Genomic DNA, 26,260 nt, shown 5'->3' with positions numbered 1-26,260 from the left:
TCATTAACTATTCTTTAATGCTTCTCTGTTTTTAATTTTTTTTATTCCTCTTACGGTATTATTTCTTAATTCTTTTAATTCTCTTTTTAATCTTCTTTTCTGATATGATTCCAATCTGTCTATAAAAGATATGCCGTTAGTATGATCTATTTCATGCTGCAATACCTTTGCTGTATAGTCTTCGGCTTCTAATATCTGTTCATTTCCTTCTTTATCAATATATTTAACTTTTATTTGCTTATATCTTGCAACATCATCTCTTATTTCAGGAAATGATAGGCATCCTTCCTCCAAAATCTCCTTTTCTTCTCCATGCCATATTATTTCCGGATTTATTAATGCTAATTTGAAATCTGGTTTTTTTTCATCGTCGAAATCTGGTACTGATATAACTATCAATCTTTTTAATATGCCTACCTGAACTGCTGCAAGTCCAACTCCTCTTTCTTTATACATAGTTTCAAACATATCTTCTATCAGAGTAAGTATTTCTTCATCAATTTTTTCTATTTTTTCAGATACCTGCTTCAGTCTTTCATCTCCGTATATAATTAATTCTCTAAGCATATTATTCTCCTTATTGCTAATAAAAATTGTTCGCTTGAAGTCTCTGCCATTCTAAAGAATGTCAGAGGCCCGCAATTTTTATAAAAGTATTGCTGATAAAAATTGTTCGCTTGAAGTCTCTGCCATTCTAAAGAATGTCAGAGGCTCGCAATTTTTATAAAAGTATTGCTGATAAAAACTGTTTTGTTGCTGCCTGCAATAAACCCATTTAAAGTTGTTGGCTTCCAGTTTATCACTTAAAAACTCAAACATACTCAATTTTTATATATAATATTAAATTTTTTATTTATAGTCAATAGATTTTGTTTTTATGTATGCATAATTTTTTTAATAATAAAAATTATTAAATTCCTTTGACAAATGATTTTTTTTATAGTAGAATAAATTTTATGATGAAAGTTGCTTATTTTGATTTGGATAAAACTATTCTGAATAAAGACTCCATACTTCCTTTTATGATATTCTATTTAAAAAAAAATCCAAGCAGTATAATACACTATATAGCTTTAATACCTTATTTTTTACTGTTTTGTTTAAGGATAATAAATAATGAAAGCATAAAATACAAAATAGCACATATATTTACAAATATAGATATAGAATTCGGAGATGCCGTATGCAAAGAATTTGCAGATTATGTAATTCCTTCATTTTACTATAAAGATGCTTTGGAAGAGATAAGCAGATTAAAAAATCAAGGCTATACATTAATTATGGTTACGGCAAGCTTTGAAATTTATGCTAAATATATAGCAGAAAATTTAGGTTTTGACAGATGTATGGGTACAGAATTATGGACTTTCAGAGGAAAATATACAGGATATATGTACGGAAAAAACTGCTATGGTTTTGCTAAAAGATACAGATTATTTACAGAGCATTTCTTTCCCAAGCACAGCGATAAAAATATAGCGTACAGCGATTCTATAAGTGATTTATATCTTTTTGATTTTGCCGACATTAAAGTATGCGTTAATCCTGATAAAAGATTAAAAGATTATGCTTTAAAAAACAAGGATAAAGGCTTTACTATAGTTAATTGGAGATAATATATTATGCTGATTAATGAGTATATAAATAGTTCATATACAGATGAAGATATTAAAGAAATTATAAAAGAAAGCAATGATATAGTTGCAGATAAAATTAATAAATTGATAGATATAAATAATATGTTACTGGCTAAAAAACTTGCTTTGGAATTAATAAAAAAGGATAACAATTATAAGTACGGATATTTAGTTTTAGCTGATATATACTATGAGGAAGAAGATTATAAATCCGTAATAGAACTTTTAGATAATGCGCTTAATTTTATTAAAGATGATAAAGATTTGCTTGAAAGTAAAATAGATGCTCTTATAAGTTGCTGCAGATATAATGAAGCTGAAAATATAATAGAAAAATTAATATACATAGGAAATGCCGATTCCAGCATCTACGGACAGTATGGTGTTATACTTTCAATAGAAGGTAAATATGATAAGGCTATAGATATGTATAAAAAGGCTGTGTCAATAGATAATGAAGATGTTTTGTCTATGATTAATATGTCTGTAGCATACAGAGCTATGTACAGATATGATGATGCTATAGATATTTTGTATAGGGCATTAACTGTAAAGAGAAATGATGCGAATATTATAAACAGAATTAACAATATAAAATATTTAAAAGAAAGCTCAGAATTCTATATTGATAAATTTGTATCAATACAGGCAAATCCTGACAGATTTCATTTGCTTGTTCCTGAAAATTTTAATGCTTCTATAGAAGGTTCTGTATTAAAAATAGAAAGCCATGATAGCAGAATATCAATAATAATAAGCTACAGCAACAAAAAATATAATGAAGATGCCGTAAAAGAGCTTTTTTCTGGGTTTAGAGGCAGAAGAGGGGAGCTTTATTCTGTAATTACTCCAATATCTGTAAGAACAAGAGAGAAGCATAGTGATTTATTTGCCGAGTTTATATTCATATCAAAAATAAATAAAAATGATTTCTTTAATGCAATAGCATTGTCAAGTAAGGGTGAAGAAGCTATAATACTTACAATTTCTTCAACTGTTTCCGTAAGCGATAGACTTATATCGTTTGCAAAAGAAGTTATTAATAGTTTATATATTAAATAAATATATTAATTTTAATAATTTAAAAATATAATTAAGTCTGAAATTATTTATTATCATTAAACTTTTCAAATATTTTCTGCCTTCTTTTTTTATCCGAATTCCATAGCATAAGTCCGAATATTATAATTGCTGCAGGAAGCATAACTATATTTATTACTCTTACAAACAGTTTAACTGTTTCAGGAATCTGATAAGGAGGATTAAATATTGCTCCTTTCCTTCTTATGCTCATAAGTCCTGTATCTCCAGCCATATAATCAACTAAGTTCATAAGAAAAATTTTATTAGCTGCATAAGCGCTGTTTTTTGCCATTTCATAAGAACCTACCACCATAACTCTTCCGCTTGTGGTAGAGTTAATTCTATTGATATTATTAATATTATTTGATGCTGCGATATTTTTTCCTTCAAAAGCGCTGTTCATTTTGCCTTCAAATAAAGCCGCTAATAACTTTTTTGATAATTTTTCATTTTCATTAGGCATTCCTGTCATAGAAGAGGCGAAGTTTTCACTTTCAGTCCAGCTTTTTTCACTCGTATATACTAAAGGAGTTATTTTTATATTATTATTTGTATTTATTATGATTTCTGATGTTATGGGGGTAAGAAGCAAGTTAATGCTTTTGGTTATATCATTTTTTTCATTAATATTTTCTGCAGCTATCAAAGGTATATAATACATTTTTTGTTCTGGCATTCCCTGCTGTATTTGAGCCTTATACGAATTATCATCAAATATCATATTAGTTGCTATTGCAAATCCGTAATTCGGAAGTATCTCATTTAATCTGTTTGTAACTTGTATAAGTTCTGGTCCGTACATCTGCGCATTAGGATCATTTTGATTTATTTCAACTCCGTTAAGCATAAAAAGTACGGGTTTTCCTTTCATAATGAATTGATCTAAATTATATAACTCATAATCTGTAAATTCCGTTTTGCTTCCGAGAACTATTAAAGCATCTATATTAGAAGGTATATCATTTAATGAAATATCTACAGATTCAAAATTGTAATTCTGCTGTATTTCCGATGCATATTCGCTGACGCTGTTATAAGCGTCATTTGGATTTCCTCCAAATTGAAGCGGTATTGTTATATAGTCTGCCTCATCATGACCTTGCAAATATCCTATGGTAGGTTTAAGCCCTAACATACTGTCTATATTTTTAGATATTTCATCTTTTATATTATCAAAAGCTCCGTATAATATATATGATGTTGAAAGTTTTCTGATATCATCTCCGTTTTCTAAAATTAATGAAAAATAAGCGCTTCCTTTATTTACAGCTATATTTCCGTTATTATCTTTTATATCGTCCCATTCAATTTTTTCCACATTAAGTTTTTTTAATAATTCATTATCTTCTTTAGATGGATTAGACATATCCACATTAATAAATTTTACTTTGTTCATCAAATCTCTGTTTGCCTCAGCTACAGCATGCATAATAGAATCTGGTATAATTTCAATTGCTCCTATCTGAAGCAGATCGTATATTTCAGGAGATGATATATAATAAACATTTAAATTATTTTCTAATCTTGCAAGCTTATCATTTTTATCCGCCATCTTTCTTATAACCGTATCTATATTATATTCCAAACCTTCGGTTGACTGTACAAATGGTATGGTTTCTATAGAATCGCCGTATATGAATGAAAGTCCCATATAGGCAATTTTTGTTTGAGTCTGATCTTTTTCAAGTACATTTATCTGAGTCGGATTTATTCTGTATTTATATGCTAAGTCGGAATGCTTGGAGGCATCTATTACTTCAAAACTTATATTTTTGCCTCCCGCTGTTTTATATTCCTCAAATAAATCTTTTATATATTTCTCATATGAGGAAAAAGGAGGAGGCAAATTGGGTGTAACAAAAAATTTTATGCTCATAGGTTCTTTTAAATTTTTTACTAAGTTTTTACTTTCTCTGCTAAGCGAATACAATTTATCTTTAGTTAGATCTATCATTGGAGTGAATTGATTTATTACAGCATTTATCAATATTATAATTACAGCAATTAATAAAAATGTTATTATATTATCTTTTTGTTTTGTCATGTTATAATTACCTGCATATAAAATTTATATATTTTACTTAAATTAAAAAACGGTATTATTATATATTAATAATTTTATTTGTCAAAATATATTTATATAAACCTAATTAATTATTTTTTGTAATAATTTTTATTCGGCTTATTGACTTTTTTTTATTGTATGCTATAATAATTTTCACTTGCCGAGTTAGCTCAGTAGGTAGAGCAAAGGACTGAAAATCCTTGTGTCTAGGGTTCGATTCCCTGACTCGGCATATCTGCTTACTTCTTTCTTGTTTTTCAAATCGGAATATAAACTTTTTTAAATTATTATGTATATGGAAAGAGAAATTAAAGACTATATAAATCTGCTTTATGAAGATAATCATATAATAGCTGCTGTAAAGCCTCCTAATGTGCCTTCGCAGGGAGATATTACAGGAGATGTTTCTTTTTTTGACAGCGTGAAAGATTATATAAAAATAAAATATAATAAAAGAGGAAATGTATTTTTAGGACTTGTGCATAGACTTGACAGACCTGTATCTGGAGCTATGGTTTTTGCTAAAACTTCAAAAGCGGCGTCAAGATTAAGCGAAGCTATAAGAGATAGAAAATTTGATAAGACTTATTATGCCATTGTAAACGGAATACTTTTAGATAGGGAAGGAGAACTTGAAAACTATCTTATAAAAAAGAAAAATAAATTAGGAAATATTGCTCAGGTAGTTTTTGAAAATACAAAAAACTCTAAATTAGCTAAACTTAAATACAATGTTTTAAAAGAGGATATTATTAAAAATATGAGCTTGATTAAGATATATCTTGAAACAGGCAGATTTCATCAAATAAGAGTACAGCTTGCAAATATCGGGCATACCATATACGGTGACAGAAAATACGGAAATTATATAAGATATGACAGAGATGATATGCCTTTGGCATTATTTGCTAAAAGTCTTAAGTTTCCTCATCCCACCAGAGATGAAGAAATTTTCATTGATGCCGATTTGCCTAATTATAATCCTTGGAATATGTTTTTATAATTATGAAAAAAAAATATTTTATGCTTGACAAAAAATAATTATATGGTATTATTTAAGAACATTTAAATAAATGTAAAAAATAAGCGGGCCAATAGCTCAGTCGGTAGAGCATCGCCCTTTTAAGGCGGTTGTCGAAGGTTCGAACCCTTCTTGGCTCATATTATTAAATTTATTAATAATGCCGGTGTGGTGAAGAGGCTTAACACACAGGATTTTCATTCCTGCATACGCGGGTTCGAAACCCGTCACCGGTTCGTAATATTGCCGCATATTTAAGTATGCGGCTTTTATTTTTTCAAATATATTACTTTATAATTACTTAAACTTATATAATATAATTTTTAATGCTTTTGAAATCTTTTTATTTATGCATAAGTTCTTTTTTAGTTAAAACATTTCTTAATCCGTCTTTAGCCTGCCAGTCACTTCCGTTATAGCTTAATGCATTCCTGTAACTTTCTTCCGCATTATCAAGTTCATTCATTCTATAATAGCATTTGCCTAAAGCTAAATTAATATCAAACATATCTCTTTTTGAAGATGCTATATTTAATGCTTCATTATATGCATATACGGCATCATTATACTGAAGTCTTCTATAAGAGAATGATCCGTAAAGTATATAGTTTTCAACATTAGGAGACATTTCCACTAACTGACTATAATAAATAGAAGCTTCATTGTATGAACGTGTTTCTTCCATCATAGAGGCTAGTGTTTTCCATGCATTTTCTCTTACTAAAGTGGTGTTATTCTCATCATTAGCAGCTATAAGCAATGATTCTTTTGATCTTTCATAATCTCTTGTTTTATAGTAAAGCATTCCTGCTCTGTATATGCTTTCTCTGTCTTTAGGAAATTTAGAAAGAGTATAATCATAATATTTTAAAGCTTCGTTATTATTTCCTATACTTTCATAGTAAATAGCAAGCGTTCTGCTTGGAAAAGCATTTCCTATTTCATAGGCAATAGACTTTTCTAATAATTTTATTCCTTTATCGGAATTTCCGTAATATAATTCCAGCTCTCCAAGTCTAGGCATAAATATAGTATTATTTGTTTCCATAGCATATATTTCTCTGTAATATCTGAGAGATGATAAAAAGTTTTTTTGTCTGTATGTTATATCTCCGAGTCTTTCCAATGCAGTTTTATACAAATCATCTTTATTGTTTGCCATTATGATTTTTTTATAATTAGCTTCAGATTCTTTTAACATACTACCTTTATAGTATGCATTGGCAAGAAGGCCTGTAGCCTCATAAATGTTAGGATAATCTTTCATTTTTACCAATTTTAAATAGTATTTAATAGATCTGTCATAGGCGTTTTCTTTTTCATATAATTCTCCTAATGCAAGTATTGTATCTATGCTATTGGGATTTTGCTCCAATATCTGTTCATACACCTTTTTTATTCCGTCATAATCCTCAACATGCTCATATATTTTTACAAGCCTTTTAATAGAATCGTTTTTTGTGTCGGAGTTTATCAAACTTTTTAAATACATTTTTATAGCGCTTTCTGTATCTCCAGATATTACATATATATCTCCAAGTATTGTAGCCGCTTTATCTGCATATTCTCCTTTATTTCTTCTTACCAATTTAGTTAATGCATCATAAGCTACGCCTTGAAATCCTTCATTAAGCGCTATTAATCCTACATAAAATAATGCTTCGTCATTTTCTTCCAGATTTAAAACTCTTTCATAATATCCTTTAGCTAAGCGAGGTAAATTTCTATCCATATAGAATCTTCCTAAAGTAAGAAGGCTAGGTATATAATTAGTGTTTATTGACAATGAAGTTTCTAATGATATTAATGCCTCGTCATACATTTCTTTCTCTAAATATGAAATTCCAAGATTATGTTTTAATTTTTCATCTAAAAATAATGAATTTGTCATAGTATTAAATATTTTTATTGCTGCATCATATTCTTCTGTTTCATTATATATTTTTCCAAGAAGTATATTTGCTTCATATTGTTTTTTAGGATCTATAGTATTTCTGATTTCTTTTTTTAATATTGATTTAGCCTTATTATAATCTTTATTTTTATAATATTCTTTTGCTAATGTATAATCGTCTATAACTTGATAGTTTAATTTTACTTTACCTTGTATTATTGCCGCATTTAATGATATTATAGCAATTAATCCCAAAGTGCCTATTGACAATATAAAAACTATCATTTGTATATTTTTATATTTTGCCAGTCTTTTATCGTATGTCTTCTTCTTGTATACCATCTAAAATCCCATTTACAAATTTATAAGAATCTTTATCGCTGAAAATTTTTGAAATTTCCACCGCTTCGTCTATAACGACAGATTTTGGTATATCTTTCAAAAATATTAACGAATATATTGACATTCTGATAATAGATTTATCAACATATTGTATTCTTTTTATATCCCAATTATTGGAATATTTTTCTATTAATCTATCTATTCTATCCAAATTATTTATAGTTCCTTCTGTCAAACTTTTAGCGAATGCGAATATATTTTCAGGTATTTTTTTATCATAATCAAAATTTAAAATTTCGTTTATGCTTTCTTTTCTGTCATTTATTTCATAAGAATATAGAGACATAACAGCATATATTCTAGACCTTCTTCTTGCTCCGTAGGATGAAAAGTCTAAATCTTTAATTTCCTCTTTATTTTTTGATTTTATTATCATTTTTTTCTTAACAGCCTTTCTAGGACCTGCTTCTATGTTTTCAGCTTCATTGATATTATTTATATATTTTTCTTCCTGCATACAAAACCTGCAAATTAACAATTTTGATAATATTATTTTTTTATATTTTCGGAATATATATCATAAAAATAATTTGGCATATAATAATTACGGTGTGATTTTTATAAATAAAAATGCTGCAGATACACTGCAGCCTAATAAAAATATTTTAATTTTTAAATACTGATTATATTAATTATAAAAATTATGTATCATCTGAAAAACAATTTTTATCATAGCATATCTAATTCTTTTTTGATTTTTGCATACACCTCTTCAGGAGTTCCTACGCTTTCTATTTTTATTATTTTAGCTTTATCGCTGTAATAATCCAATACGGGCTTGCTTTGATTTTCAAATACTTTTAATCTGTTTTTTATAGTCTCCTCATTATCATCGGCGCGTCCTCTTTTTAATAATCTATCTATTACTATTTCTTCAGGTGCAAATATATCTATTACGGCGCTTATTTTATAATTCAAACTGTCTAATATAGATGAAAGCTCTTTTGCCTGATCCATCGTTCTGGGAAAACCGTCCAGCATGAAGCCTTTTTTACAATCATCTTTTTTTATTCTATCTTTAAGCATGTCTATAACTAAGCTGTCTGGAACTAATTCTCCTTTATCCATGTACGATTTAGCCGTTTTACCTAATTCCGTTCTGTTTGATATATTTTCTCTAAGCATATCGCCTGTGGCAATATGAGCTACCAAATAATCTTTTTCTATTAATGCAGACTGAGTTCCTTTACCCACACCGGGAGCCCCTATAAAAATTATATTAAGCATATTATAACTCCTAAAATTATATTGTTACTAGTAGTATAATCAATAATAATGTTTTGTCAAATATATTAAAAAATAATATTCTTTATTAATTATTACCACCTCCATGAATACATAATATTAGCACCGTTAAAACCTGCATTAAATGAAAGTTCTTCCACCGAAAAATTTCTTTCATTTATCCAAAGCATATAATATATTCCTGCAGTTAAGGCAAAAGCTGCAGTTACTGCCATTCCAGCTATATATATATTTCTAGCCGTATCATAATTTCTTAAATCTATAGGAGGTCTCTGAGGATTGTTTTGATACTTGTTATAGTAATTAAGCATAGTAGAATCTAATAATTCTTCAGAATAAATATATGTTCCCACAGTAAATATTGTGCTTACTATTGTAAGACCTAAAAATATTTTTGTGTTTCTTTCATAATTTTTAAATATTTTATCAGCTAATGTCGGCTCTTTAAATCTTTTCATATTAGGCGTTAAATTTAAAGAGTTTGTTCTGTTTACTGTAAATGTACCATAATAGTCCATATAATTTATATTTGTTATTTTTATTGAATAAGTTCCAAATCCGAAATATCTGTTTATTACATTTGTAGGAGTTTCCTTTTTACCATTAATAATTACAGAACTTGATTCTTCGCCCGGTATATTTATCTGAACTCTTGCGCTGTTGGTTAACTCATCTAAAGTAAAATTAAGCATTACATTTTCATTCGGTTTTGTGAAAGAGAGCATAGTATCTATAGTTTCATAATGATCTTTTTTTATTGTAAATCTATGGCTGTTGGTTGTTAAAGCAGGTACATAAAGCCTCTCTCCGCTTTTTCCTATTAATACATCATCTACATAAACAAATGCATCTTCAGGTTTTACATCTATTGCTATAACTCCAGTTTTATCTAAATAGCTTATTCTATTGGCTATTTCCAAAGCATAATTTGGCATTTGTTCATCGATTTTTGCTTCGGGTATAGTTATGGAATATGATGTTATTTTTCTATCCTTTATATAGGCTATATATGTTATGATATCTATATTTGGTCTTTTATACTCTATAGTTCCGAATACGGCTATATCTGAATTTCTTGTAAATACATATTTCTTTATATCATCTCCGAAATATTCATAATAAGTATTTCCTATATCAGCTTTTTGAATAAAATCGTTAGTACCAAGCAATATTACATTAGTTCCGTTGTAATTAAGTATCATTTCATTTGTTTTTAATACAAAACCTTCAGTTTCAGGCGTTATTAATTTTACATTGCTTCTAACCTCTCCCCAATTGGTATAAACTATGTTTTCATAATTTGTTATAATAGTTATATTGGTTCCGTCTTCAGTTTTGCTTGTATATCTTATATTTGTAAATTGAAATACTTTATAGTTATATGCCCTTTCAAAATCTACAGGCTTAATTACATAATTTGTTTCAGATTGAAGTCTTAATGTTTTATTATATTCTATTTGATTTGCAACCGAATCGGCTACGGCAAAACATAAATAATTATAGTTTGTATTATCTCCTATATTGGTATATATATAAATATCTACTTTTGCTTTTTCCTCTATTCTGTAATATGGTCTTACTTTTTCTATTGTAATAGGCTTTCCTCCGAATGGGCAAAGCGGCAAATATATAAATAGAATTAATATTGCTGATAATATAAATATTTTTGTATGCTGCATATCTTTTATTTTTGTTTTTATTTTCATTGATTTTATATTAAAAAGCATCTTTTATCAATATTTTATAATTTATTTATTAATAATTAATATAAATATATTGACAATTTTTTCTGTTTCATATATAGTTAATTAGCTCAAATTACTGTATATAATAATTCATGGAGAATCATTATGGATATATCTAAAAGAATTCAGAGATTAAAGGTTTCGCCTGTAAGAAAGCTAAATCCTTATGCAGAAGATGCTGCAAAAAGAGGCGTAAAAATATATCATCTTAATGTAGGTCAGCCTGATATTGAAACTCCTGAAATATTTTTTGAAGCTATATCTAAATACAAAGGCAAAACCCTTAAATATGAACATTCAAGGGGTATGAAACAGCTTATTAATAAAATTCAATCATATTATGATAAATTAGGAACTCATTATGAGGAAGAGGATATAGTTATTACAAGCGGAGGTTCTGAGGCTATATCTTTTGCTATGCTTGCTATCTTTGACGACGGCGATGAAATATTGGTATCTGAGCCCTTATATGCCAATTATAAAAGTTTTTATGATATTTATGATATTAAATATAATGCCGTAAGAACTTATGCTGAAGACGGTTTCCATCTTCCAAGCCTTGAGGAAATAGAAAAGCATATAACTTCTAAAACTAAAGCATTTATGCTTGCCAATCCTTCCAATCCCACTGGAGTTGTATATACTAAAAGGGAATTAGACGATATTGCTTATCTTGCTAAGAAATATGACTTATATATTATAAGCGATGAGGTTTACAGAGAGTTCGTTTACGGAGACAGAAAAGCTATTAGTTTTTCTTCTTATAAAAATATGGAAGAGCATGTTATTATTATAGATTCCATATCAAAAAGATTTTCCGCATGCGGAGCAAGAATAGGGTGTCTTATAAGCAAGAATAAAAAATTAATGACGGCAATATTTAGAGAATGTCAGGCTAGATTATGTCTTCCTACACTTGACATGATAGGAGCCGCCGCTTTATATGATTTGCCTGAGCATTATTTTGACGGGGCTTTAAAAGAGTATGATCATAGAAGAAAAATCATATTTGAAGAGCTAGCATCTATGGAAGATGTTGTTGCCAAAGAGCCTGAGGGGGCTTTTTATGTGCTTGCTAAACTTCCTGTTAAAAATGCTGAAAATTTTATAATATGGCTTTTAAAAGATTTTAATGTTGACGGAGAAACTATAATGCTTGCTCCTGGTGAAGGTTTTTATGCAAGCGAGGGATTAGGCAAAGATGAAGTTAGAATTTCTTATGCCTTAGATTCAAATGATTTGAAGAAATCTATGCATATACTTAGGGAGGCTTTAATAAAGTATAAAGAAATAGATAAATAATAGTCTTAAATAAAAAACAGCGTTATTAAATGGGCTATAATTTACCTTATAGTCCTTTTATATTTTAAATAGTTCTATTGTAAAAAATTGATAAATATTAATAATTGGAGTAGTATAATGCATTTATCTAAAAGAGTTCATAAGTTAAAAAGTTCTCCTATAAGGAAATTAAATCCTTATGCAGAAGAAGCAGTAAAAAGGGGAGTAAAAATATATCATCTTAATATAGGTCAGCCTGATATTGAAACGCCGAAAGTATTTTTAGAGGCTATTTCTAACTATAGTGAAAAAACTATTAAGTACGAGCATTCTAGGGGAAATAAAAATCTTATTTGTAAAATTCAGGAATACTATGACAGATTAGGCTTACATTATGAAGAAGATGAAATAATAATAACCAGTGGGGCAAGCGAAGGATTATTGCTTAGCTTAATTGCTATATTTGACGAAAATGACGAAATGCTTGTATCTGAGCCCTATTACGCTAATTATAATAACTTTTATGATATTTTGAATATTAAAAAGAATACCATAAGAACACATGCAAAAGACGGCTTTCATCTTCCAAGCAGAGATGAGATTGAAAAACATATAACTTCTAAAACTAAAGGATATTTATTTTCAAATCCTTCAAATCCTACTGGTACCGTATATACTAAAAGAGAATTGGATGATATTGCCTATTTATCTGAAAAGTACGGTTTTTTTGTTATAAGCGATGAGGTTTACAGAGAATTTGTTTATGGAGACAGAAAGGCTATAAGTTTTGGTAATTATAGAGATATTGCAGATAATGTTGTTATAATTGATTCAATATCAAAAAGATTTTCTGCATGCGGAGCCAGAATAGGCTGCGTAATAAGTAAGAATAAAGAGTTTATGGATGCCGTATTTAGAGAATGTCAGGTTAGATTATCTGTGGCTACTTTAGAAATGATAGGAGCATGCGCATTATATGATTTGCCTGAGCATTATTTTGATGAGGCAAGAAAAGAATATGATAACAGAAGAAAAATTCTTTTTGAAGAGCTTACAAAGATGGACGGCGTAGTTATGAGAGAGCCTGAGGGGGCTTTTTATGTGCTTGCCAAACTTCCTGTAAAAGATGCCGAAGATTTCGCTGTTTGGCTTATTAAGGATTTTAATATTGACAATGAAACTGTAATGTTTGCTCCAGCTGAAGGATTTTATGCAACTGAGGGTTTAGGAAAAGATAAAATTAGAATATCTTATACGATAGATTCTAAAGATCTGAAAAAAGCTATGAAAATTTTAAAAGAAGGTTTGATAAAGTATAAAAAGGAAGTAGAAAAATAATACGGTATTAAAATAATAATGATGCTATCTTTTATATTTCAAAATCTTTTGCATCATCAAAATATTTTATTAAACTGAACATCATAAGACTTTTAACAGTGGATCTGATAGCATCATCTAAATTAATCATAAAAAGCTTAACTTTAAGCGACTGAAGATTTTTGTATAATTTAAGTATTTTTGCTATTCCTGCACTGTTTATTTCTCTTACATTTTTCATATCAAGAACAATAGCAGGCATTCTTATATTGATAGCTTCATTGGAATCTTCTATAAACTTTTGAATTTCTTCAGGAGAGGAAAGGTTAGCCTCTATAACTATAGATATATATTCGTTATTAAATTCTATAGCCAAAGCAACACCCTCATTACTAATATAAATTACATAAAAATGTGGGCAGGGAGGGATTCGCACCCCCGTAGACTTGCGTCGGCAGATTTACAGTCTGCTGCCATTGACTGCTCGGCCACCTACCCATATCAATTTGAAAATGTATATATATAATACCATAGATAAAAAAAATGTCAATAGCCGACTTTATTTTATGAATAATTTTTTAAGTATCTTTTTATTATATTATAGTGTATAATTTTTATATATAATTTTTTATGATGGTGATAAAATGAAAAAGACTATTTTTATAATAATTACAATAATGTATTTAGCTTCATGCAATTCTTCAAAATATAAATTGGAAAAAAAAATTTCAAATGAAAATCAGACTTTTGAAACCGCTCAGGAAATCAGCAAAGATGGAATAATAGGGCAATTAGAGGGAACAAATGCTGATTATTATTACTTTACCGTAAATGATAAGATTCAGATTATAGATTTTCATATTTCTAATTCGTCGTATTCCCCTGTTATAATGACTTTGTATAATCATAAGAATAATATTATAAAAGTAATAAATGAACCTGCTGAATATGATGATATGACAAATGCATATAATAACTCATCTAATAATAACGAATATTCTCTGCAGACAATGAAGGGAATATATTTTGAAAATGATTCAAACAGCGAAGATAATAAGTATTATATATCTATAGCGCCTAAAGAAAATGTAAAAGAAAATATAGACTATACTTTAATACTGCATAGAAGAGACTATAAGGAAGATGATGAAAAAGAGCCTAATGATAAAATTTCATCGGCTCAGATAATAGATGTTAATAGTGATAACAGACTCTATACTATAGAAGGATATTATAGTCAGTCTTATAATCCTACTTTAAAAAAAGGAGATTTGAAAAATATGGAAATAGATGCATATAAAATAACCAACAGTTCGTTTAACACATATTTAATTTCAATAGAGCTTTCAGGAGTTCCAGCCATTGATGCAAGTATAAGGCTTTATGATCAGAACGGTAATTGGATAACTATGAAAGATATTAATAATACTGGAGACGGAGAGTATATTGATAAATTAATATTATATCCTTATATGTCTTATTATTTTATATTAGCTGCTACAAATACAGTTAATAATATACCTTACAGACTAAGCATAATAGCAAAGCCTTTTGATAAATATATTGAGCATGAACCTAATAACAAGCCTTCAGAAGCCCAGACTATAGATTTTAATCAAACATATAAAGGAGCCATTGATTATTCTTATGACAGAGATTATTACAGTTTCAGCATACCTATAAAATCAAATATTAAGCTTTCTTATTTTTTGATTGATTCTCAGGCTGTTAATATAAGTATTTCAAATGATTATTTAGGAAAAATAGCTGTAATGCCTCAGACAGATGATGAGCAGATTATAAGTTTATCTCAGGGAAGATACTATCTGATATTTGAAAGAGATTTAACTAAGGAAGGATGGAAAAAAGGATTATCAAAGGCTAGAAATTATGAATTTAATATGAGTATATCAAATGAGATAAGCAGCGATTATAATTACGGATATTATGATGATTCAGATGCTTATGAAACGGATTATTATAATTACAGCAATAATTATTTAAATAATAATGGTGCTGTACCTGAAGAAAGATTTGATGAAAATCTGGAAAGTAATTTTAATAATACTAATAATATTATAATTATAAGACCTGAAGATTATAATTCAGAATATTATTATTACACCAATGAAGAATAAAAATAGCAGTTATTTATAACAGCTGTTTTTAGATATTGATAAAGAATATTTTTTACAATATACTGTTTTTATATTTTAAAACTTATTTATAAAAAATGCCGTATGATTAAAAAAATTTTTAAGAAAAGAGAAAAAACAGAAGTATTAACTGAAAATACTGAAGATAAGAAAAAAAAGAAGTTTAAAAAAATATATATTTTTTTTATAATTCTTTTTATTTTTATTACGGCTTTAACTGCCGCAAGAATATATTTTAATAATGAAAGAGTAAAAAATATTATTCAAAATACCGCATATTCGTCTATGAATAGGAGATTAGAAATAGGAGATTTTAAATACGGATTATTATTTCCGAAAATAGAGATGAGCAATATTACTCTTTATAATTCATCTGATTTCAATAATGAAGAGAATATAAAAATAGATAATTTCAGATTAAAATTCTCTGTTTTTTCTCTGTTTTTTCTGAAGCTTCATGTGAAAGATTTAACTATTGATAATTTATATGTTTATATGTTTACAGATGAAAGCGGAAATTGGAATCTTCCTGATATGCCTCCATCAAAGCCTAAAATAAGTAAAGAACCTTTTGATATTTCTAAATTAGATTTTCTGAAATTAAAAGCTGAAATAGAAAATGTAAGAATAAATAATTTAGCATTCAAAGCGGACAGCAAATCATTTTTAACAAATATTCCGAATAACGGCTTAGCTGCAAGTTTAAGCAATTATAATATTCATTTGGATTTGCATAGCAAAAGATTTTCTCTGTCTCAGGTTATGGGATTAAGGGCGCCTGAGGTTTTGAAAGATATTTATTTAAAAAGTTTTATAAAAGGCGGATTAGCTTATAATGACAGAAGTATTTTATTTAATGATAATCCTTTATTTAATTTAGATGTGTCATATCCTAAAAAAGATGATATATTAATAACATTTGATTTTGAAATAGATGAACCCGATTTTAGCTATAATGGAATAAAATATGATAATATGCAGACTGCCGTTCATCTGCTTGCAAGATATAATATAAAAAATCAAAGCTTATATATAGATAATTTATCATCGGAGCTTTTAAATGATGAAATATTAAAAGTAATAGCATCGGCAAATAATATATTAGGAGGCAATATAGAATTAGGCTTAGATACGCTTTATGCTAAGCTGGATTTAAATAAAATAAATAAATTAGTTCCTATGATTGTCCCTTCTCTGGGTATTAATATGGGAGGAATGATTAATGCTTATGCTGAAAAAAGCGGCGGTACTATAAATAATATGACTAATAATATTAATATATCATTAGATAAAATAAATTTTGCTATGGGTGACACTATAGCCGTAAATAATCTAAGCTCAGAAACAAAAATATTATTCTTGCTTAATGCTGATAATATTTCAAGAGAGGATATAAAATTAGAGCATAAAACTACTATTGACAGAGTAACAGCTTTAAAAATATATAGAGTTAATAATACGGATATATCTTTAAGACTCTTATCATCTTTAAAAGGAGCTTTGGCAGTTCCTTCCGCCGTCAATGATCCTAATATAAAGAGCGATACCGTTCTTTATATTGATAATATATCTGCAAAATATATTAATTCCGATATAACTTTAAATGGCGCCTTGAAATTTGATGAGCCTACGGATTTAAATATAAATATAAAATCTCTTCCTATAGCAGTTTTTTCAGGAGGTTTAGCCAGAGGAGCATTAAATTTAGATGTTAATATTTTCGGAGAAATGATAAATAATATAAATGCATCTATTAAAGGCATAATAAATAATTTTTCTTATAATTTGAATGGAGAGGTATCCTCTTCAGCTGATGCTGAATTGAATATTCTTGCAAATGCTGATTTGCTTACTCAGAATATAAAAGTATCCGAGTTTAATTTAGATTTAGATAACTTTCTTAATTTCAGATCCAATCTTGATTTAGAGGGTATGGGATTAAAAAAAGGATTTATTAATATAACTTCATTCAGAATAGCTCCTTATTCAATGAAAAATTGGCTTTCCGACAAGTTTGCCGAAGCTTTAGAGAGTCTGCCTTTTGAAGATGATATAAAGATTACAAGCGCTTTGGGATATAATTTATCTTTAGAAGATACATTTGCATCTGTCACTAATTTCAGTACATTTTATGTAACAGAAAAACAATATAAGCTTCAAGATGTGGCTATGAAAATTGATGCTGATATTAATTTCGGAAATAATTTATATGCTGATATAAGAGAGTTTAGCTTACAAAGTCCCGCTAATAAATTAAAAGTGTATTTGAACGGATATTTTACGCCTATAATAAAAAATGCAGATTTAAATTATGAATTAGGCTTGGATACGGATACTTTGTATCTGCCTTTTGGAATAGAGATAGGCGGATTGTTTAATGTAAACGGTAATTTAAAAAATAATATTGCTGACGGGGTTTTCAAAACCGATAAATTCTCCGCCAATATGGATTCTCCTGATAAAATGTCTATATTATTAAAAGGGCTTACTTCCAATATAGATTATCGTTTTGATTTAACCCCAACAAAAAATGAAGCTTCATCAACTGCTGCCAGATATACTCCTCTCATTGCTCAGGTTCCTAATATATTTTTTGAACAATTAAGAGTATATTTAAAAATTCCTCCTTTTATAGATGACAGCATAAGAATAATGGATTTTTCTTCTTCTGTTAAAGTTCAAGGTCATGGATTAACTATTCAGGATTTAAAATCATCTCTTTATATAGGCGGAGAAAAATTTGACGATAATTTATTTTTAGCTTCCATATCGAATAATACGGCGCCTAGAAGAGGAGCTATACATTTGCCTTGGCTTAATGTGGATTTGGGAAGCTTCAATGCCAGCACTATAAAGTATGATATAAGAGCTTTGGCAAGCGATATAAATTTTAAATATCTGCTTGCGCCTGAAAACAGAGAAAAAATAAATGATGAAAAATTATTGGTTAATCTCACAGCTGATATTGCAGGCATTGGTATAAGTCCTTTGAATAATATAAAGCCTGCTACATTTTTTGTAGGAATAAGCAAGATGTCTACAGAGTTTTCTAAGTTTTTAATAGAGATGATAAAACCTATTAACCCAGGTATATCTGCAGTTGAAAATATAGTGCGTTTCGGGTATGATCCTAATTCCGTAGAGTTCAGCATATCTGCAAATAAAGTATTTACAACATTCTATTTCAGAGATCAGAATTTGGATAAGCCTAATCAGCAGAAACAGCAGCTTGTGGCTTTTGAAGGCGATAAATTCGGACTTGAACCTATGCCTTTTTCAGATGTGGTGTCATATTTAGAGGGAATAAAATAATGTTTATATATACGGAGATAATTTTATGAAGTTTTATTATATTATATTTATTTTATTGATTACAGCAGTATTTTCGGAAAGCTGCTCAAAACTTGTATTGGTTCAGGAGCCTGAAATGCGTGTGCTTGGAGGAAAGACGCTTATAGAAGCACAGGTTTTGGGAAGGTACAGGCAAATAGATGAAAGTGCATATCAAATATCCACATTGTCGGGTGAAGATGATTTAAATCTCATTATGGTAAGCACAAATGTTTCAGATGAACTTGCTCAGGGATATAAAGAAGCTTTAATAAGAAGTATGTTTAATCAAGATGAAATCAATCTTTATAAAACTAATTATTATATAGGAGAGAATAACGGAGGGTATTTATCTTATATAGCTTTTGATGTCTCCAATCCTAAAACGGCATACAGCGAAGAGAGAATAAAGTATATAAGAGAAATAATTAATAAAGAAAACACTGATAGAAGAACTATAGCAGAATATTTAATACTTTCAGATCCTAAACTTAGTATGGCTAATATAAAAGAAGTTGAAACTGCTTTATATAGAAGAAATATACAAAAATTAATAAATAATTCTTATTATCAGCTTCCTGATAATACTTGGACATTTTATACTAATAATACAAACGGCTGATAGAATATAGTATATATTTTTATAATGATAAATTATATTTTATTTCTTTCATTTTCTATAAAATTGTAAAAATTATTTAATATAGTTTTTATATTTTTATAGAACTTAGCATCTTGATAGTATTTTAATGTTTTTTCTGTTTTTATATTTATATCTTTTATATTTGCCAGATAATTATTAAAATATTCATCTATAGTTTTATTGTATTTTGATACTGTATTTTCTTCTTCATAAGCTTTTATAACTTTTTTAGAAAGAGTTTTTTTCCAATTTCCTGAAAACGACATAAATCCTGATAATATAAATACTACGCTTGGAAGGAATGATAATGATACTCCTATAAGATTTATTATTTTCATTCCGCTGTTTTTTAGTAAATTGAATTTAGGTATAATTCCAAGCGAAACATTTACAATATTGCTTTTAATTTTATTATTGTCTTTATTATTAAAATCATCTTTAGTTATTGCAAGCATATTGTAAACCTGGGTATCAAGCTTTAAATTAATGCTGTTGCATAATACTTTTATATCATCTTTTTTTCTATATACATTGTTATCGTCAATAGCCTTAATTATATTATCTATATTTAAAGTATTTATATATATTTCATTGAATTGTTCTTTAGCAGCTATTTTTATTTTATTTATATTTATGTCCAGTTTGTCATTTTCTTGGAATTCATTTTTACTATTGATTATTTCCGTTATGAAATTAATATTTGTCAGTATTCTGCTGTAATAGGCATATTTTATATTTTGGGCAAAATCTTCTTTTATATCTTTAACCAAATTAGTATTGTTAATGGAGAAAGGAAAGAATCTTTTTCTTAAATGAGAATAATCAATTTTTTTAATATTGCAAGACGATTCTATAAAATTCTGCAATATATTAAATTTTTTATTAATAACGCTTTCCAATTCATTTTCATCAAAAATATTAGCTTTTGAAAATATTATAAATATATTGTTGAAATCATCTATAAAATTTGAAAGAGCATTTATATTTGTAATATCTTCCTGAGAAAATGCATTTATATCGCACATATAAATAAACATATTCTGATTATTATATTTTCTAGTATTAAGAATATTTTCTTTGTATTCAATAATTCTGAATAAATCGGAATCATCTTGAAGATAATATTCATCATTGCTTGCTTCTTCAGTGTAGGGATTGGTATCTATATTTTTATCAAATATTGCATTAATAAATGATGTTTTTCCTGAACTGTATCTTCCATAGACAATAATATTAAAAGTTTCATTGATTTTATTATATATATCAGATGCTATTTCAATTATTTTTTCACTGTTTTTTTTATCAATAGTGTTTATTTCTTCATTAATTTTATCTGTTACAGCCTGAATATTAATAAGGTTTTCATAAAGATAAGGCGTTTCATTTTCAAATGAATTTTTCTTGTATTTTGTTAATTCGTCAATAGTAAGTCCTGTATTTTCCGCAAGCTTATCTAATAAATCAAGCGTTATATTATTGGCATTTCTCTCCAGTCTTGAAATATAATCCTGACGCACGCCCAGCATTTTTGCAAATTGGCTTTGTGTCAGCTTTAAAATTTTTTCTCTAATGTCTTTTAAATTAAAATCAATCATATTTTTCTTTTCTTATTCTTAATTATTTTTATTTATACTAATTATAAGTAATATTATTTATAATTTCAAGAGTATTGAATATAATTTGTATATTAAAGTTACATATATTTTATTTCAAATTTAATAAAGCATTTTTTATTAAATTTTTAAGTATAAAATATTAAAAAAGATAAAATTTTTTAGATATATTTTTATTATATATGTAAAAATTTAGTTAATTATTATTGTTTTATATAAATATTTTATATATCTTATATAAGTGTTTTTTTCGATTTAATATTTTTTTATTGAATATTATTATCTGTTTAATACTAAAAAATATATAATTTTTAAAATGTTTTTGTACATAACTTATTGATTTGTTATAATATTGATGTATAATTATATTTATAATAAGAAATAATAAAGCGTATGGTAATAAGATAATTGTTTCTGTATTAGAAATGTCAATTTATAAGAAAAAATAATTATATAATTAAAAAAATTAGGAGAATATTTTATAATGATTTCATATAAAGATAATATATTAATGTGCGAAGATGTTGCTGTTAGGGAAATTGCGGAAACTTACGGAAGTCCTTTTTATATTTATTCTAAGAATGATATTTTAAATAAAATACGGTTTTTTAAAGATGTGTTTTCTTCTTTGGAAGATATTTTTATAGTTTATGCTGTTAAGGCTGAGAATAATTTATCAATACTGAAACTTATGGCAGATGAGGGTATCGGGGCTGATGTTGTATCTATAGGAGAGAGCTTAAAATATATAAAGGCTGGGGGAAAGGCTTCTGATATAGTTTTTTCTGGAATATGCAAAACCGAAGAAGAGATAAGAAAGTCAATAGAACTTAATATAAGACGCTTTAATATAGAATCTGTTTCAGAAGCTTTGAGAATAAACAATGCAGCAAAAGAATTAAAAAAGAAAGTAAAATGTTCTGTAAGAGTTAATCCGAATATTGATGCGCATACACATAAAAAAATAACTACAGGAGTTCATGGGAATAAATTCGGCATAAGCATTCAAAAAATAAAAGAAAACTCTGATTTATTAAAGTCTTTATATAATATAGAAATAGAATCTCTGTCAATGCATATAGGATCTCAAATTACAGATTCTGAGCCTTTTTATAAGGCTATTTCAGTGATGAAAGATTTTATTAATGAAATTAGAGAAATAGGATTTAATATTACAAATATCGATATAGGAGGAGGCTACGGAGTAAGATATAATAAAAACAGTTTAGGATTTGATTTTGAAAATTTTAAAAAAGAAAGCATTAGTTTATTAAAAGATATGAATCTCAAAGTAACAGCAGAGCCCGGAAGATATTTTGTAGCCGAATCGGGAGCTTTAATAATGAGAGTTGAATACATTAAAGAAGAGTTCGGAAAAAAATATGCCGTTCTTGACGGGGGTATGAATGATTATTTGAGAGTTGCTATGTACGACGCTTATAATGAAATATATCCTTTGGTAAAAAATGAATATAAAGCCTATTATGATTTTGTAGGACCTATATGCGAAAGTTCGGATTTTTTTGCCTATAATAGAGAATGCTTTGTACTTCATGAGGGAGATTATGTTGCCTTGCTTGATGCGGGAGCTTACGGATTTAGTATGTCAAGTAATTATAATTCCAGACCTTTAATAGCGCAGGTTATGGTAGATAAAGACAGACATTATATTATACGGAGAAAACAGAGTTTTGAGCAAATGATAGAAAATGAGATGATATAAAAGTTTTTTTAATTTTTTTTAGAATTATTAAATATATTTTCTTTTTTACAGTATCCGCAGAGAAATTCTTTAAACTTATATACGGTATCCTTACTCATAGCATGTTCTATCAGACAGGCTTCTTTATCCGCTATTTTCTCATCTATATTTAATACTTTAGTCAGAAAATAATAGAATATTGCATGTCTTTCCGCAATATCCTTGCCTATGGCTCTTCCAGAATTTGTAAGTTCTATATCCCCGTAATGTTCGTGCTTAATATGCCCTAATTTTGATAATGTTTTAATTGCCGTATTAACGCTTGCTTTAGAGCGTCCCGCTACATCTGCTATATCTGTTATTCTGATAGATTCTTTAGAATTTTTTTCCATTTCAAGATTGTAGATAGTTTCTAAATAATTTTCTAAAATAGGCGTTATTTCTTGTTTCATATAAATAATTTTAATATAAAAATATTATAAGTCAATATTTATATTAATAATTTTTATTCTATATTAATTTTATACAGTTTTAAATATTAATAAAAAATTTTGACAAAAATTAATTTTTTATTATACTTAATAATATAAAAATATCTGATTTTTTCAAAAAATATTATTTTTGGCAGCGTTTATTATGAATAAAGAACTTATTTACTCAGTGGAAGATGATAATAATATCAGGGATCTAATTAAATATACAGTTGAAGAGGCAGGATATACTATAGAATGTTTTTCAAACGGCAGAGATATACTTGAGGCGCTTAAAAAACAAACTCCTAATTTGGTGCTTTTAGATATAATGCTTCCAGATATAGAAGGTACTGAAATATTAAAAATTATAAGGACGGATTATGCACATCTTCCTATTAAAGTTATAATGCTTACCGCTAAAACCAGTGAAATAAATATTGTTACAGGGTTAAATTTAGGCGCCGATGATTATATGCCTAAGCCTTTTTCCGTACTTGAGCTTCTTGCAAGAATAAAAGCTAATTTAAGAAAAAAAGATGCGAGATTAGATACGGAAGAGCTTACTTTCGGAGATATAAAACTTGTAGTTAAAAAGAGAAATGTATTTGTTGGAGAAAGGCAGGTTGTTTTAACGCAGAAAGAATTTGATTTGCTTAAACTTTTAATGGAAAATGTAAATAATGTGGTTGAAAGAGAAACTATGCTTGGAGAGGTATGGGGGGGTGAGCATGCAATAGAAACAAGGACTATTGATATGCATATAAAATCCATCAGACAGAAACTTGATTTAACTAAAGAAAATATTATCACTGTCAGAGGAATGGGATATAAATTAACAGATGCATAATAAATGTATTAAAATATGATTAAGAATATATTTTATAACTCGCTTCTTATTTTGATATTATCAAGCGCTTTAATGTTTATTGGTATACTATTTACTGTGCAGTATAATAATATTATGTATAGTCAGTTTATGATAGTAAATATTATGGAGATGCTTGAGAAAGAGATAGATTTATATGATATACAGACTGAAGATGCTTTCAGAAAGTTCGTGCTTCAGTCGGATAAAGAAGAATTAAGAATAAGCATAATATCTACTAACGGTGTTGTGGTTGCAGACACTATGACTGATATATCTAAAAATCCTATCGGAAATCATACTAACAGAAGCGATGTTATAGAGGCACTTCACAGCGTTGATAATAAGCCTGCTTTTTCAATCAATACTTCTATCAGTCATAAAATACCTTATATGTATGTATCCAAAAAAATTAAAGCGGACGACAACAGAGATTATATTTTGAGAATTGCAATACCTATAGATTCTGTTAATAAATATTTAATAAGTTTTTTATTTACTGCTGTCATGGTAATAGGAGTTGTTATTATCATTATGTCTTTGGTTATTCCTCTTATGAGCCGCAATATTATGATACCTTTCTATACAATAAAAGAAACTCTTGATAATATATATAATAATAAATCTATTGCACCTAAAAATCTTACAAGATATAATGATATAAATGAAGTATTGTATGATATTAACAGGCTTGCAATTAATTTAAATGAAAATATTACAGGATATCAGAAGGAGAAAGAAAAACTTAAATATGTTCTTGAGAATATAGAACAGGGTATTATAGCCGTAAATAAGAATAAAGAAATATTTTTTATTAATCAGTATGCTGTAGATTTGCTTGAGATATATGATAATAATATAAAAAAATTAAATGAAATTATAAAAAGCGAAGATGTAATAGAAAAAATTAATGATGCCATAGATTTAAATAGATTTTCTAAATTTGATATCAAAGAACATACTATGGATATAGAAATTACTACTATACCTATACTCAATAATAAAAATATATCGGCATTAATAAAATTTGAAGATGTTACAGATATAAGAAAAGTAGAGATAGAAAAACAGGATTTCTTTATAAATGCTTCTCATGAATTAAAAACTCCTCTCACTTCAATAATAGGATATTCCGAACTTCTTATAGCCACAGGAGGAGGAAAGAATCAGTCTGATTTTATTAAAAGAATAAATAATGAGGCTTTAAGAATGAAAGACCTTGTTATAGATATGCTTACATTAAGCAGAATAGAAGCTAATTGGAAGGAAACTATTGATGAAAAAATAGATATTAAAGATATCATTCTTGATGTGTTTGAAAGCAATAGAATAAAGGCTGAGCAGAGAAACATAGATGTTCAGTTGGATATTGAATCGGCTGTTATAATGGCTAATAGAGAAAAGATTACCGAAGTTGTTAATAATTTGGTTGATAATGCTATAAAATATACCGATGACGGAGGAAAGGTTAATATATATTTAAAAAATAATTCTAATAAAGCGGTATTTACAGTAAAAGATACAGGATGCGGTATAGCTCCTCAGTATTTAAATAGAATATTTGAAAGATTTTTTAGAGTTAAAAATAATAAATATTTAAAAGTGAATGGTACGGGACTAGGTCTTACAATAGTGAAAAATATCTGCAATTATTATAATGCAGATATAAATATAAAAAGCGAAGAGAATACAGGTACCGAAATGAGCGTTGTATTTAATTTGTTTAATGAAGATGAAGTATATAATATCAGCAGAAATATAAAAATGATATAATTTAATATTAAGCAC

The 26,260-nt window shown here is 27.6% G+C and carries 20 protein-coding genes and 4 tRNA genes; 14 read left to right on the top strand and 10 right to left on the bottom strand.

Going from position 1 to position 26,260, the window contains the following annotated elements; translation table 11 throughout:
• Nucleotides 1–3 precede the first annotated feature (3 nt).
• Complete coding sequence (gene def, locus QZ306_RS05900; RefSeq protein ID WP_295162084.1) at nucleotides 4–567, bottom strand: peptide deformylase; 564 nt, start codon at nucleotides 565–567, stop codon at nucleotides 4–6.
• A 389-nt stretch (nucleotides 568–956) separates the two neighbouring features.
• On the opposite strand from def, the gene QZ306_RS05895 reads away from it, so the two are divergent.
• Together QZ306_RS05895 and QZ306_RS05890 are read left to right on the top strand one after the other, a co-directional pair.
• Nucleotides 957–1,616 carry an HAD-IB family hydrolase gene (locus tag QZ306_RS05895; RefSeq protein WP_295162083.1) on the top strand — a complete coding sequence of 220 codons (660 nt, stop codon included), beginning with the start codon at nucleotides 957–959 and terminating at the stop codon, nucleotides 1,614–1,616.
• Between the two features lie 6 nt (nucleotides 1,617–1,622).
• Nucleotides 1,623–2,699, top strand: coding sequence for a tetratricopeptide repeat protein (locus QZ306_RS05890; RefSeq protein WP_295162081.1), 1,077 nt, complete (start codon nucleotides 1,623–1,625; stop codon nucleotides 2,697–2,699).
• Between the two features lie 43 nt (nucleotides 2,700–2,742).
• Here the strand turns inward: QZ306_RS05890 and QZ306_RS05885 are convergent, their stop codons facing one another.
• Nucleotides 2,743–4,764: a Gldg family protein gene (locus QZ306_RS05885; protein WP_295162079.1), complete on the bottom strand. Its 2,022-nt coding sequence runs from the start codon at nucleotides 4,762–4,764 to the stop codon at nucleotides 2,743–2,745.
• Nucleotides 4,765–4,944: 180 nt separating this feature from the next.
• On the opposite strand from QZ306_RS05885, the gene QZ306_RS05880 reads away from it, so the two are divergent.
• From QZ306_RS05880 to QZ306_RS05865, 4 genes are all read left to right on the top strand, one after another.
• Nucleotides 4,945–5,017, top strand: a tRNA-Phe gene (locus QZ306_RS05880).
• Nucleotides 5,018–5,074: 57 nt separating this feature from the next.
• A complete protein-coding gene (locus tag QZ306_RS05875; protein WP_295162078.1) occupies nucleotides 5,075–5,788 on the top strand; it encodes an RluA family pseudouridine synthase in 714 nt (237 codons plus the stop codon).
• An 85-nt stretch (nucleotides 5,789–5,873) separates the two neighbouring features.
• Nucleotides 5,874–5,946, top strand: a tRNA-Lys gene (locus QZ306_RS05870).
• 22 nt (nucleotides 5,947–5,968) lie between these two features.
• Nucleotides 5,969–6,042 (top strand) — tRNA-Glu (locus QZ306_RS05865).
• Between the two features lie 107 nt (nucleotides 6,043–6,149).
• Here QZ306_RS05865 and QZ306_RS05860 read toward each other — a convergent pair.
• From QZ306_RS05860 to QZ306_RS05845, 4 genes are all read right to left on the bottom strand, one after another.
• Nucleotides 6,150–8,042: a tetratricopeptide repeat protein gene (locus QZ306_RS05860; protein ID WP_295162076.1), complete on the bottom strand. Its 1,893-nt coding sequence runs from the start codon at nucleotides 8,040–8,042 to the stop codon at nucleotides 6,150–6,152.
• A complete protein-coding gene (gene nusB, locus QZ306_RS05855; protein WP_295162074.1) occupies nucleotides 8,014–8,559 on the bottom strand; it encodes a transcription antitermination factor NusB in 546 nt (181 codons plus the stop codon). The genes QZ306_RS05860 and nusB overlap by 29 nt, the downstream gene beginning before the upstream one ends.
• Nucleotides 8,560–8,771: 212 nt before the next feature.
• On the bottom strand, nucleotides 8,772–9,329 hold the full coding sequence (locus QZ306_RS05850) for an adenylate kinase (protein WP_295162072.1): 558 nt from the start codon (nucleotides 9,327–9,329) through the stop codon (nucleotides 8,772–8,774).
• A gap of 92 nt (nucleotides 9,330–9,421) precedes the next feature.
• Nucleotides 9,422–11,026, bottom strand: a complete 1,605-nt coding sequence (locus QZ306_RS05845) for a PEGA domain-containing protein (protein ID WP_295162220.1) — start codon at nucleotides 11,024–11,026, stop codon at nucleotides 9,422–9,424.
• Between the two features lie 171 nt (nucleotides 11,027–11,197).
• Here QZ306_RS05845 and QZ306_RS05840 point away from each other — a divergent pair, with 171 nt between their 5' ends.
• Nucleotides 11,198–12,394 (top strand): pyridoxal phosphate-dependent aminotransferase, encoded by a 1,197-nt coding sequence (locus tag QZ306_RS05840; protein WP_295162070.1) that lies wholly within the window; start codon nucleotides 11,198–11,200, stop codon nucleotides 12,392–12,394.
• 117 nt (nucleotides 12,395–12,511) lie between these two features.
• Entirely contained in the window at nucleotides 12,512–13,711 is a 1,200-nt protein-coding gene (locus QZ306_RS05835; protein ID WP_295162068.1) for a pyridoxal phosphate-dependent aminotransferase, read from the top strand.
• Between the two features lie 31 nt (nucleotides 13,712–13,742).
• Here the strand turns inward: QZ306_RS05835 and QZ306_RS05830 are convergent, their stop codons facing one another.
• Complete coding sequence (locus tag QZ306_RS05830; protein WP_295162066.1) at nucleotides 13,743–14,066, bottom strand: STAS domain-containing protein; 324 nt, start codon at nucleotides 14,064–14,066, stop codon at nucleotides 13,743–13,745.
• A gap of 39 nt (nucleotides 14,067–14,105) precedes the next feature.
• Nucleotides 14,106–14,188 (bottom strand) — tRNA-Tyr (locus QZ306_RS05825).
• A 146-nt stretch (nucleotides 14,189–14,334) separates the two neighbouring features.
• Here QZ306_RS05825 and QZ306_RS05820 point away from each other — a divergent pair.
• The 3 genes from QZ306_RS05820 (at nucleotide 14,335) to QZ306_RS05810 (ending at nucleotide 19,798) form a co-directional block, all read left to right on the top strand.
• The gene (locus QZ306_RS05820; protein ID WP_295162064.1) at nucleotides 14,335–15,828 is read left to right on the top strand and encodes a peptidase; all 1,494 of its coding nucleotides are present in this window, start codon (nucleotides 14,335–14,337) and stop codon (nucleotides 15,826–15,828) included.
• A gap of 102 nt (nucleotides 15,829–15,930) precedes the next feature.
• Entirely contained in the window at nucleotides 15,931–19,158 is a 3,228-nt protein-coding gene (locus tag QZ306_RS05815; protein WP_295162062.1) for an AsmA family protein, read from the top strand.
• A gap of 25 nt (nucleotides 19,159–19,183) precedes the next feature.
• On the top strand, nucleotides 19,184–19,798 hold the full coding sequence (locus QZ306_RS05810; RefSeq protein ID WP_295162061.1) for a DUF1318 domain-containing protein: 615 nt from the start codon (nucleotides 19,184–19,186) through the stop codon (nucleotides 19,796–19,798).
• A 32-nt stretch (nucleotides 19,799–19,830) separates the two neighbouring features.
• Here QZ306_RS05810 and QZ306_RS05805 read toward each other — a convergent pair whose 3' ends face one another.
• Nucleotides 19,831–21,414 (bottom strand): helix-turn-helix domain-containing protein, encoded by a 1,584-nt coding sequence (locus tag QZ306_RS05805; RefSeq protein ID WP_295162059.1) that lies wholly within the window; start codon nucleotides 21,412–21,414, stop codon nucleotides 19,831–19,833.
• Between the two features lie 502 nt (nucleotides 21,415–21,916).
• Between QZ306_RS05805 and lysA the strand changes: the two genes are divergently transcribed.
• Nucleotides 21,917–23,155: a diaminopimelate decarboxylase gene (gene lysA, locus QZ306_RS05800; protein ID WP_295162058.1), complete on the top strand. Its 1,239-nt coding sequence runs from the start codon at nucleotides 21,917–21,919 to the stop codon at nucleotides 23,153–23,155.
• Between the two features lie 8 nt (nucleotides 23,156–23,163).
• On the opposite strand, the gene QZ306_RS05795 is transcribed toward lysA, so the two are convergent.
• Nucleotides 23,164–23,586, bottom strand: coding sequence for a metal-dependent transcriptional regulator (locus QZ306_RS05795; protein ID WP_295162056.1), 423 nt, complete (start codon nucleotides 23,584–23,586; stop codon nucleotides 23,164–23,166).
• Between the two features lie 184 nt (nucleotides 23,587–23,770).
• On the opposite strand from QZ306_RS05795, the gene QZ306_RS05790 reads away from it, so the two are divergent.
• Both QZ306_RS05790 and QZ306_RS05785 read left to right on the top strand, forming a co-directional pair.
• Nucleotides 23,771–24,454 (top strand): response regulator transcription factor, encoded by a 684-nt coding sequence (locus QZ306_RS05790; RefSeq protein WP_295162054.1) that lies wholly within the window; start codon nucleotides 23,771–23,773, stop codon nucleotides 24,452–24,454.
• 15 nt (nucleotides 24,455–24,469) lie between these two features.
• Nucleotides 24,470–26,245 carry a HAMP domain-containing sensor histidine kinase gene (locus QZ306_RS05785; RefSeq protein ID WP_295162052.1) on the top strand — a complete coding sequence of 592 codons (1,776 nt, stop codon included), beginning with the start codon at nucleotides 24,470–24,472 and terminating at the stop codon, nucleotides 26,243–26,245.
• Nucleotides 26,246–26,260: the final 15 nt, after the last annotated feature.

It is taken from the genome of uncultured Brachyspira sp., assembly GCF_910588665.1.
Taxonomy (GTDB): Bacteria; Spirochaetota; Brachyspiria; order Brachyspirales; family Brachyspiraceae; genus Brachyspira.
This window is presented reverse-complemented; position numbering and strand designations above follow the sequence as displayed.

Bases quoted from the DNA above. Each gene is read 5' to 3' on its own strand.
- def (WP_295162084.1), bottom strand. From the start codon at position 567: ATGCTTAGAGAATTAATTATATACGGAGATGAAAGACTGAAGCAGGTA.
- lysA (WP_295162058.1), top strand. From the start codon at position 21,917: ATGATTTCATATAAAGATAATATATTAATGTGCGAAGATGTTGCTGTT.
- nusB (WP_295162074.1), bottom strand. From the start codon at position 8,559: ATGCAGGAAGAAAAATATATAAATAATATCAATGAAGCTGAAAACATA.
- QZ306_RS05790 (WP_295162054.1), top strand. From the start codon at position 23,771: ATGAATAAAGAACTTATTTACTCAGTGGAAGATGATAATAATATCAGG.
- QZ306_RS05895 (WP_295162083.1), top strand. From the start codon at position 957: ATGATGAAAGTTGCTTATTTTGATTTGGATAAAACTATTCTGAATAAA.
- QZ306_RS05795 (WP_295162056.1), bottom strand. From the start codon at position 23,586: ATGAAACAAGAAATAACGCCTATTTTAGAAAATTATTTAGAAACTATC.
- QZ306_RS05840 (WP_295162070.1), top strand. From the start codon at position 11,198: ATGGATATATCTAAAAGAATTCAGAGATTAAAGGTTTCGCCTGTAAGA.
- QZ306_RS05815 (WP_295162062.1), top strand. From the start codon at position 15,931: ATGATTAAAAAAATTTTTAAGAAAAGAGAAAAAACAGAAGTATTAACT.
- QZ306_RS05810 (WP_295162061.1), top strand. From the start codon at position 19,184: ATGAAGTTTTATTATATTATATTTATTTTATTGATTACAGCAGTATTT.
- QZ306_RS05885 (WP_295162079.1), bottom strand. From the start codon at position 4,764: ATGACAAAACAAAAAGATAATATAATAACATTTTTATTAATTGCTGTA.
- QZ306_RS05845 (WP_295162220.1), bottom strand. From the start codon at position 11,026: ATGCAGCATACAAAAATATTTATATTATCAGCAATATTAATTCTATTT.
- QZ306_RS05785 (WP_295162052.1), top strand. From the start codon at position 24,470: ATGATTAAGAATATATTTTATAACTCGCTTCTTATTTTGATATTATCA.
- QZ306_RS05820 (WP_295162064.1), top strand. From the start codon at position 14,335: ATGAAAAAGACTATTTTTATAATAATTACAATAATGTATTTAGCTTCA.
- QZ306_RS05875 (WP_295162078.1), top strand. From the start codon at position 5,075: ATGTATATGGAAAGAGAAATTAAAGACTATATAAATCTGCTTTATGAA.
- QZ306_RS05860 (WP_295162076.1), bottom strand. From the start codon at position 8,042: ATGGTATACAAGAAGAAGACATACGATAAAAGACTGGCAAAATATAAA.
- QZ306_RS05850 (WP_295162072.1), bottom strand. From the start codon at position 9,329: ATGCTTAATATAATTTTTATAGGGGCTCCCGGTGTGGGTAAAGGAACT.
- QZ306_RS05890 (WP_295162081.1), top strand. From the start codon at position 1,623: ATGCTGATTAATGAGTATATAAATAGTTCATATACAGATGAAGATATT.
- QZ306_RS05835 (WP_295162068.1), top strand. From the start codon at position 12,512: ATGCATTTATCTAAAAGAGTTCATAAGTTAAAAAGTTCTCCTATAAGG.
- QZ306_RS05805 (WP_295162059.1), bottom strand. From the start codon at position 21,414: ATGATTGATTTTAATTTAAAAGACATTAGAGAAAAAATTTTAAAGCTG.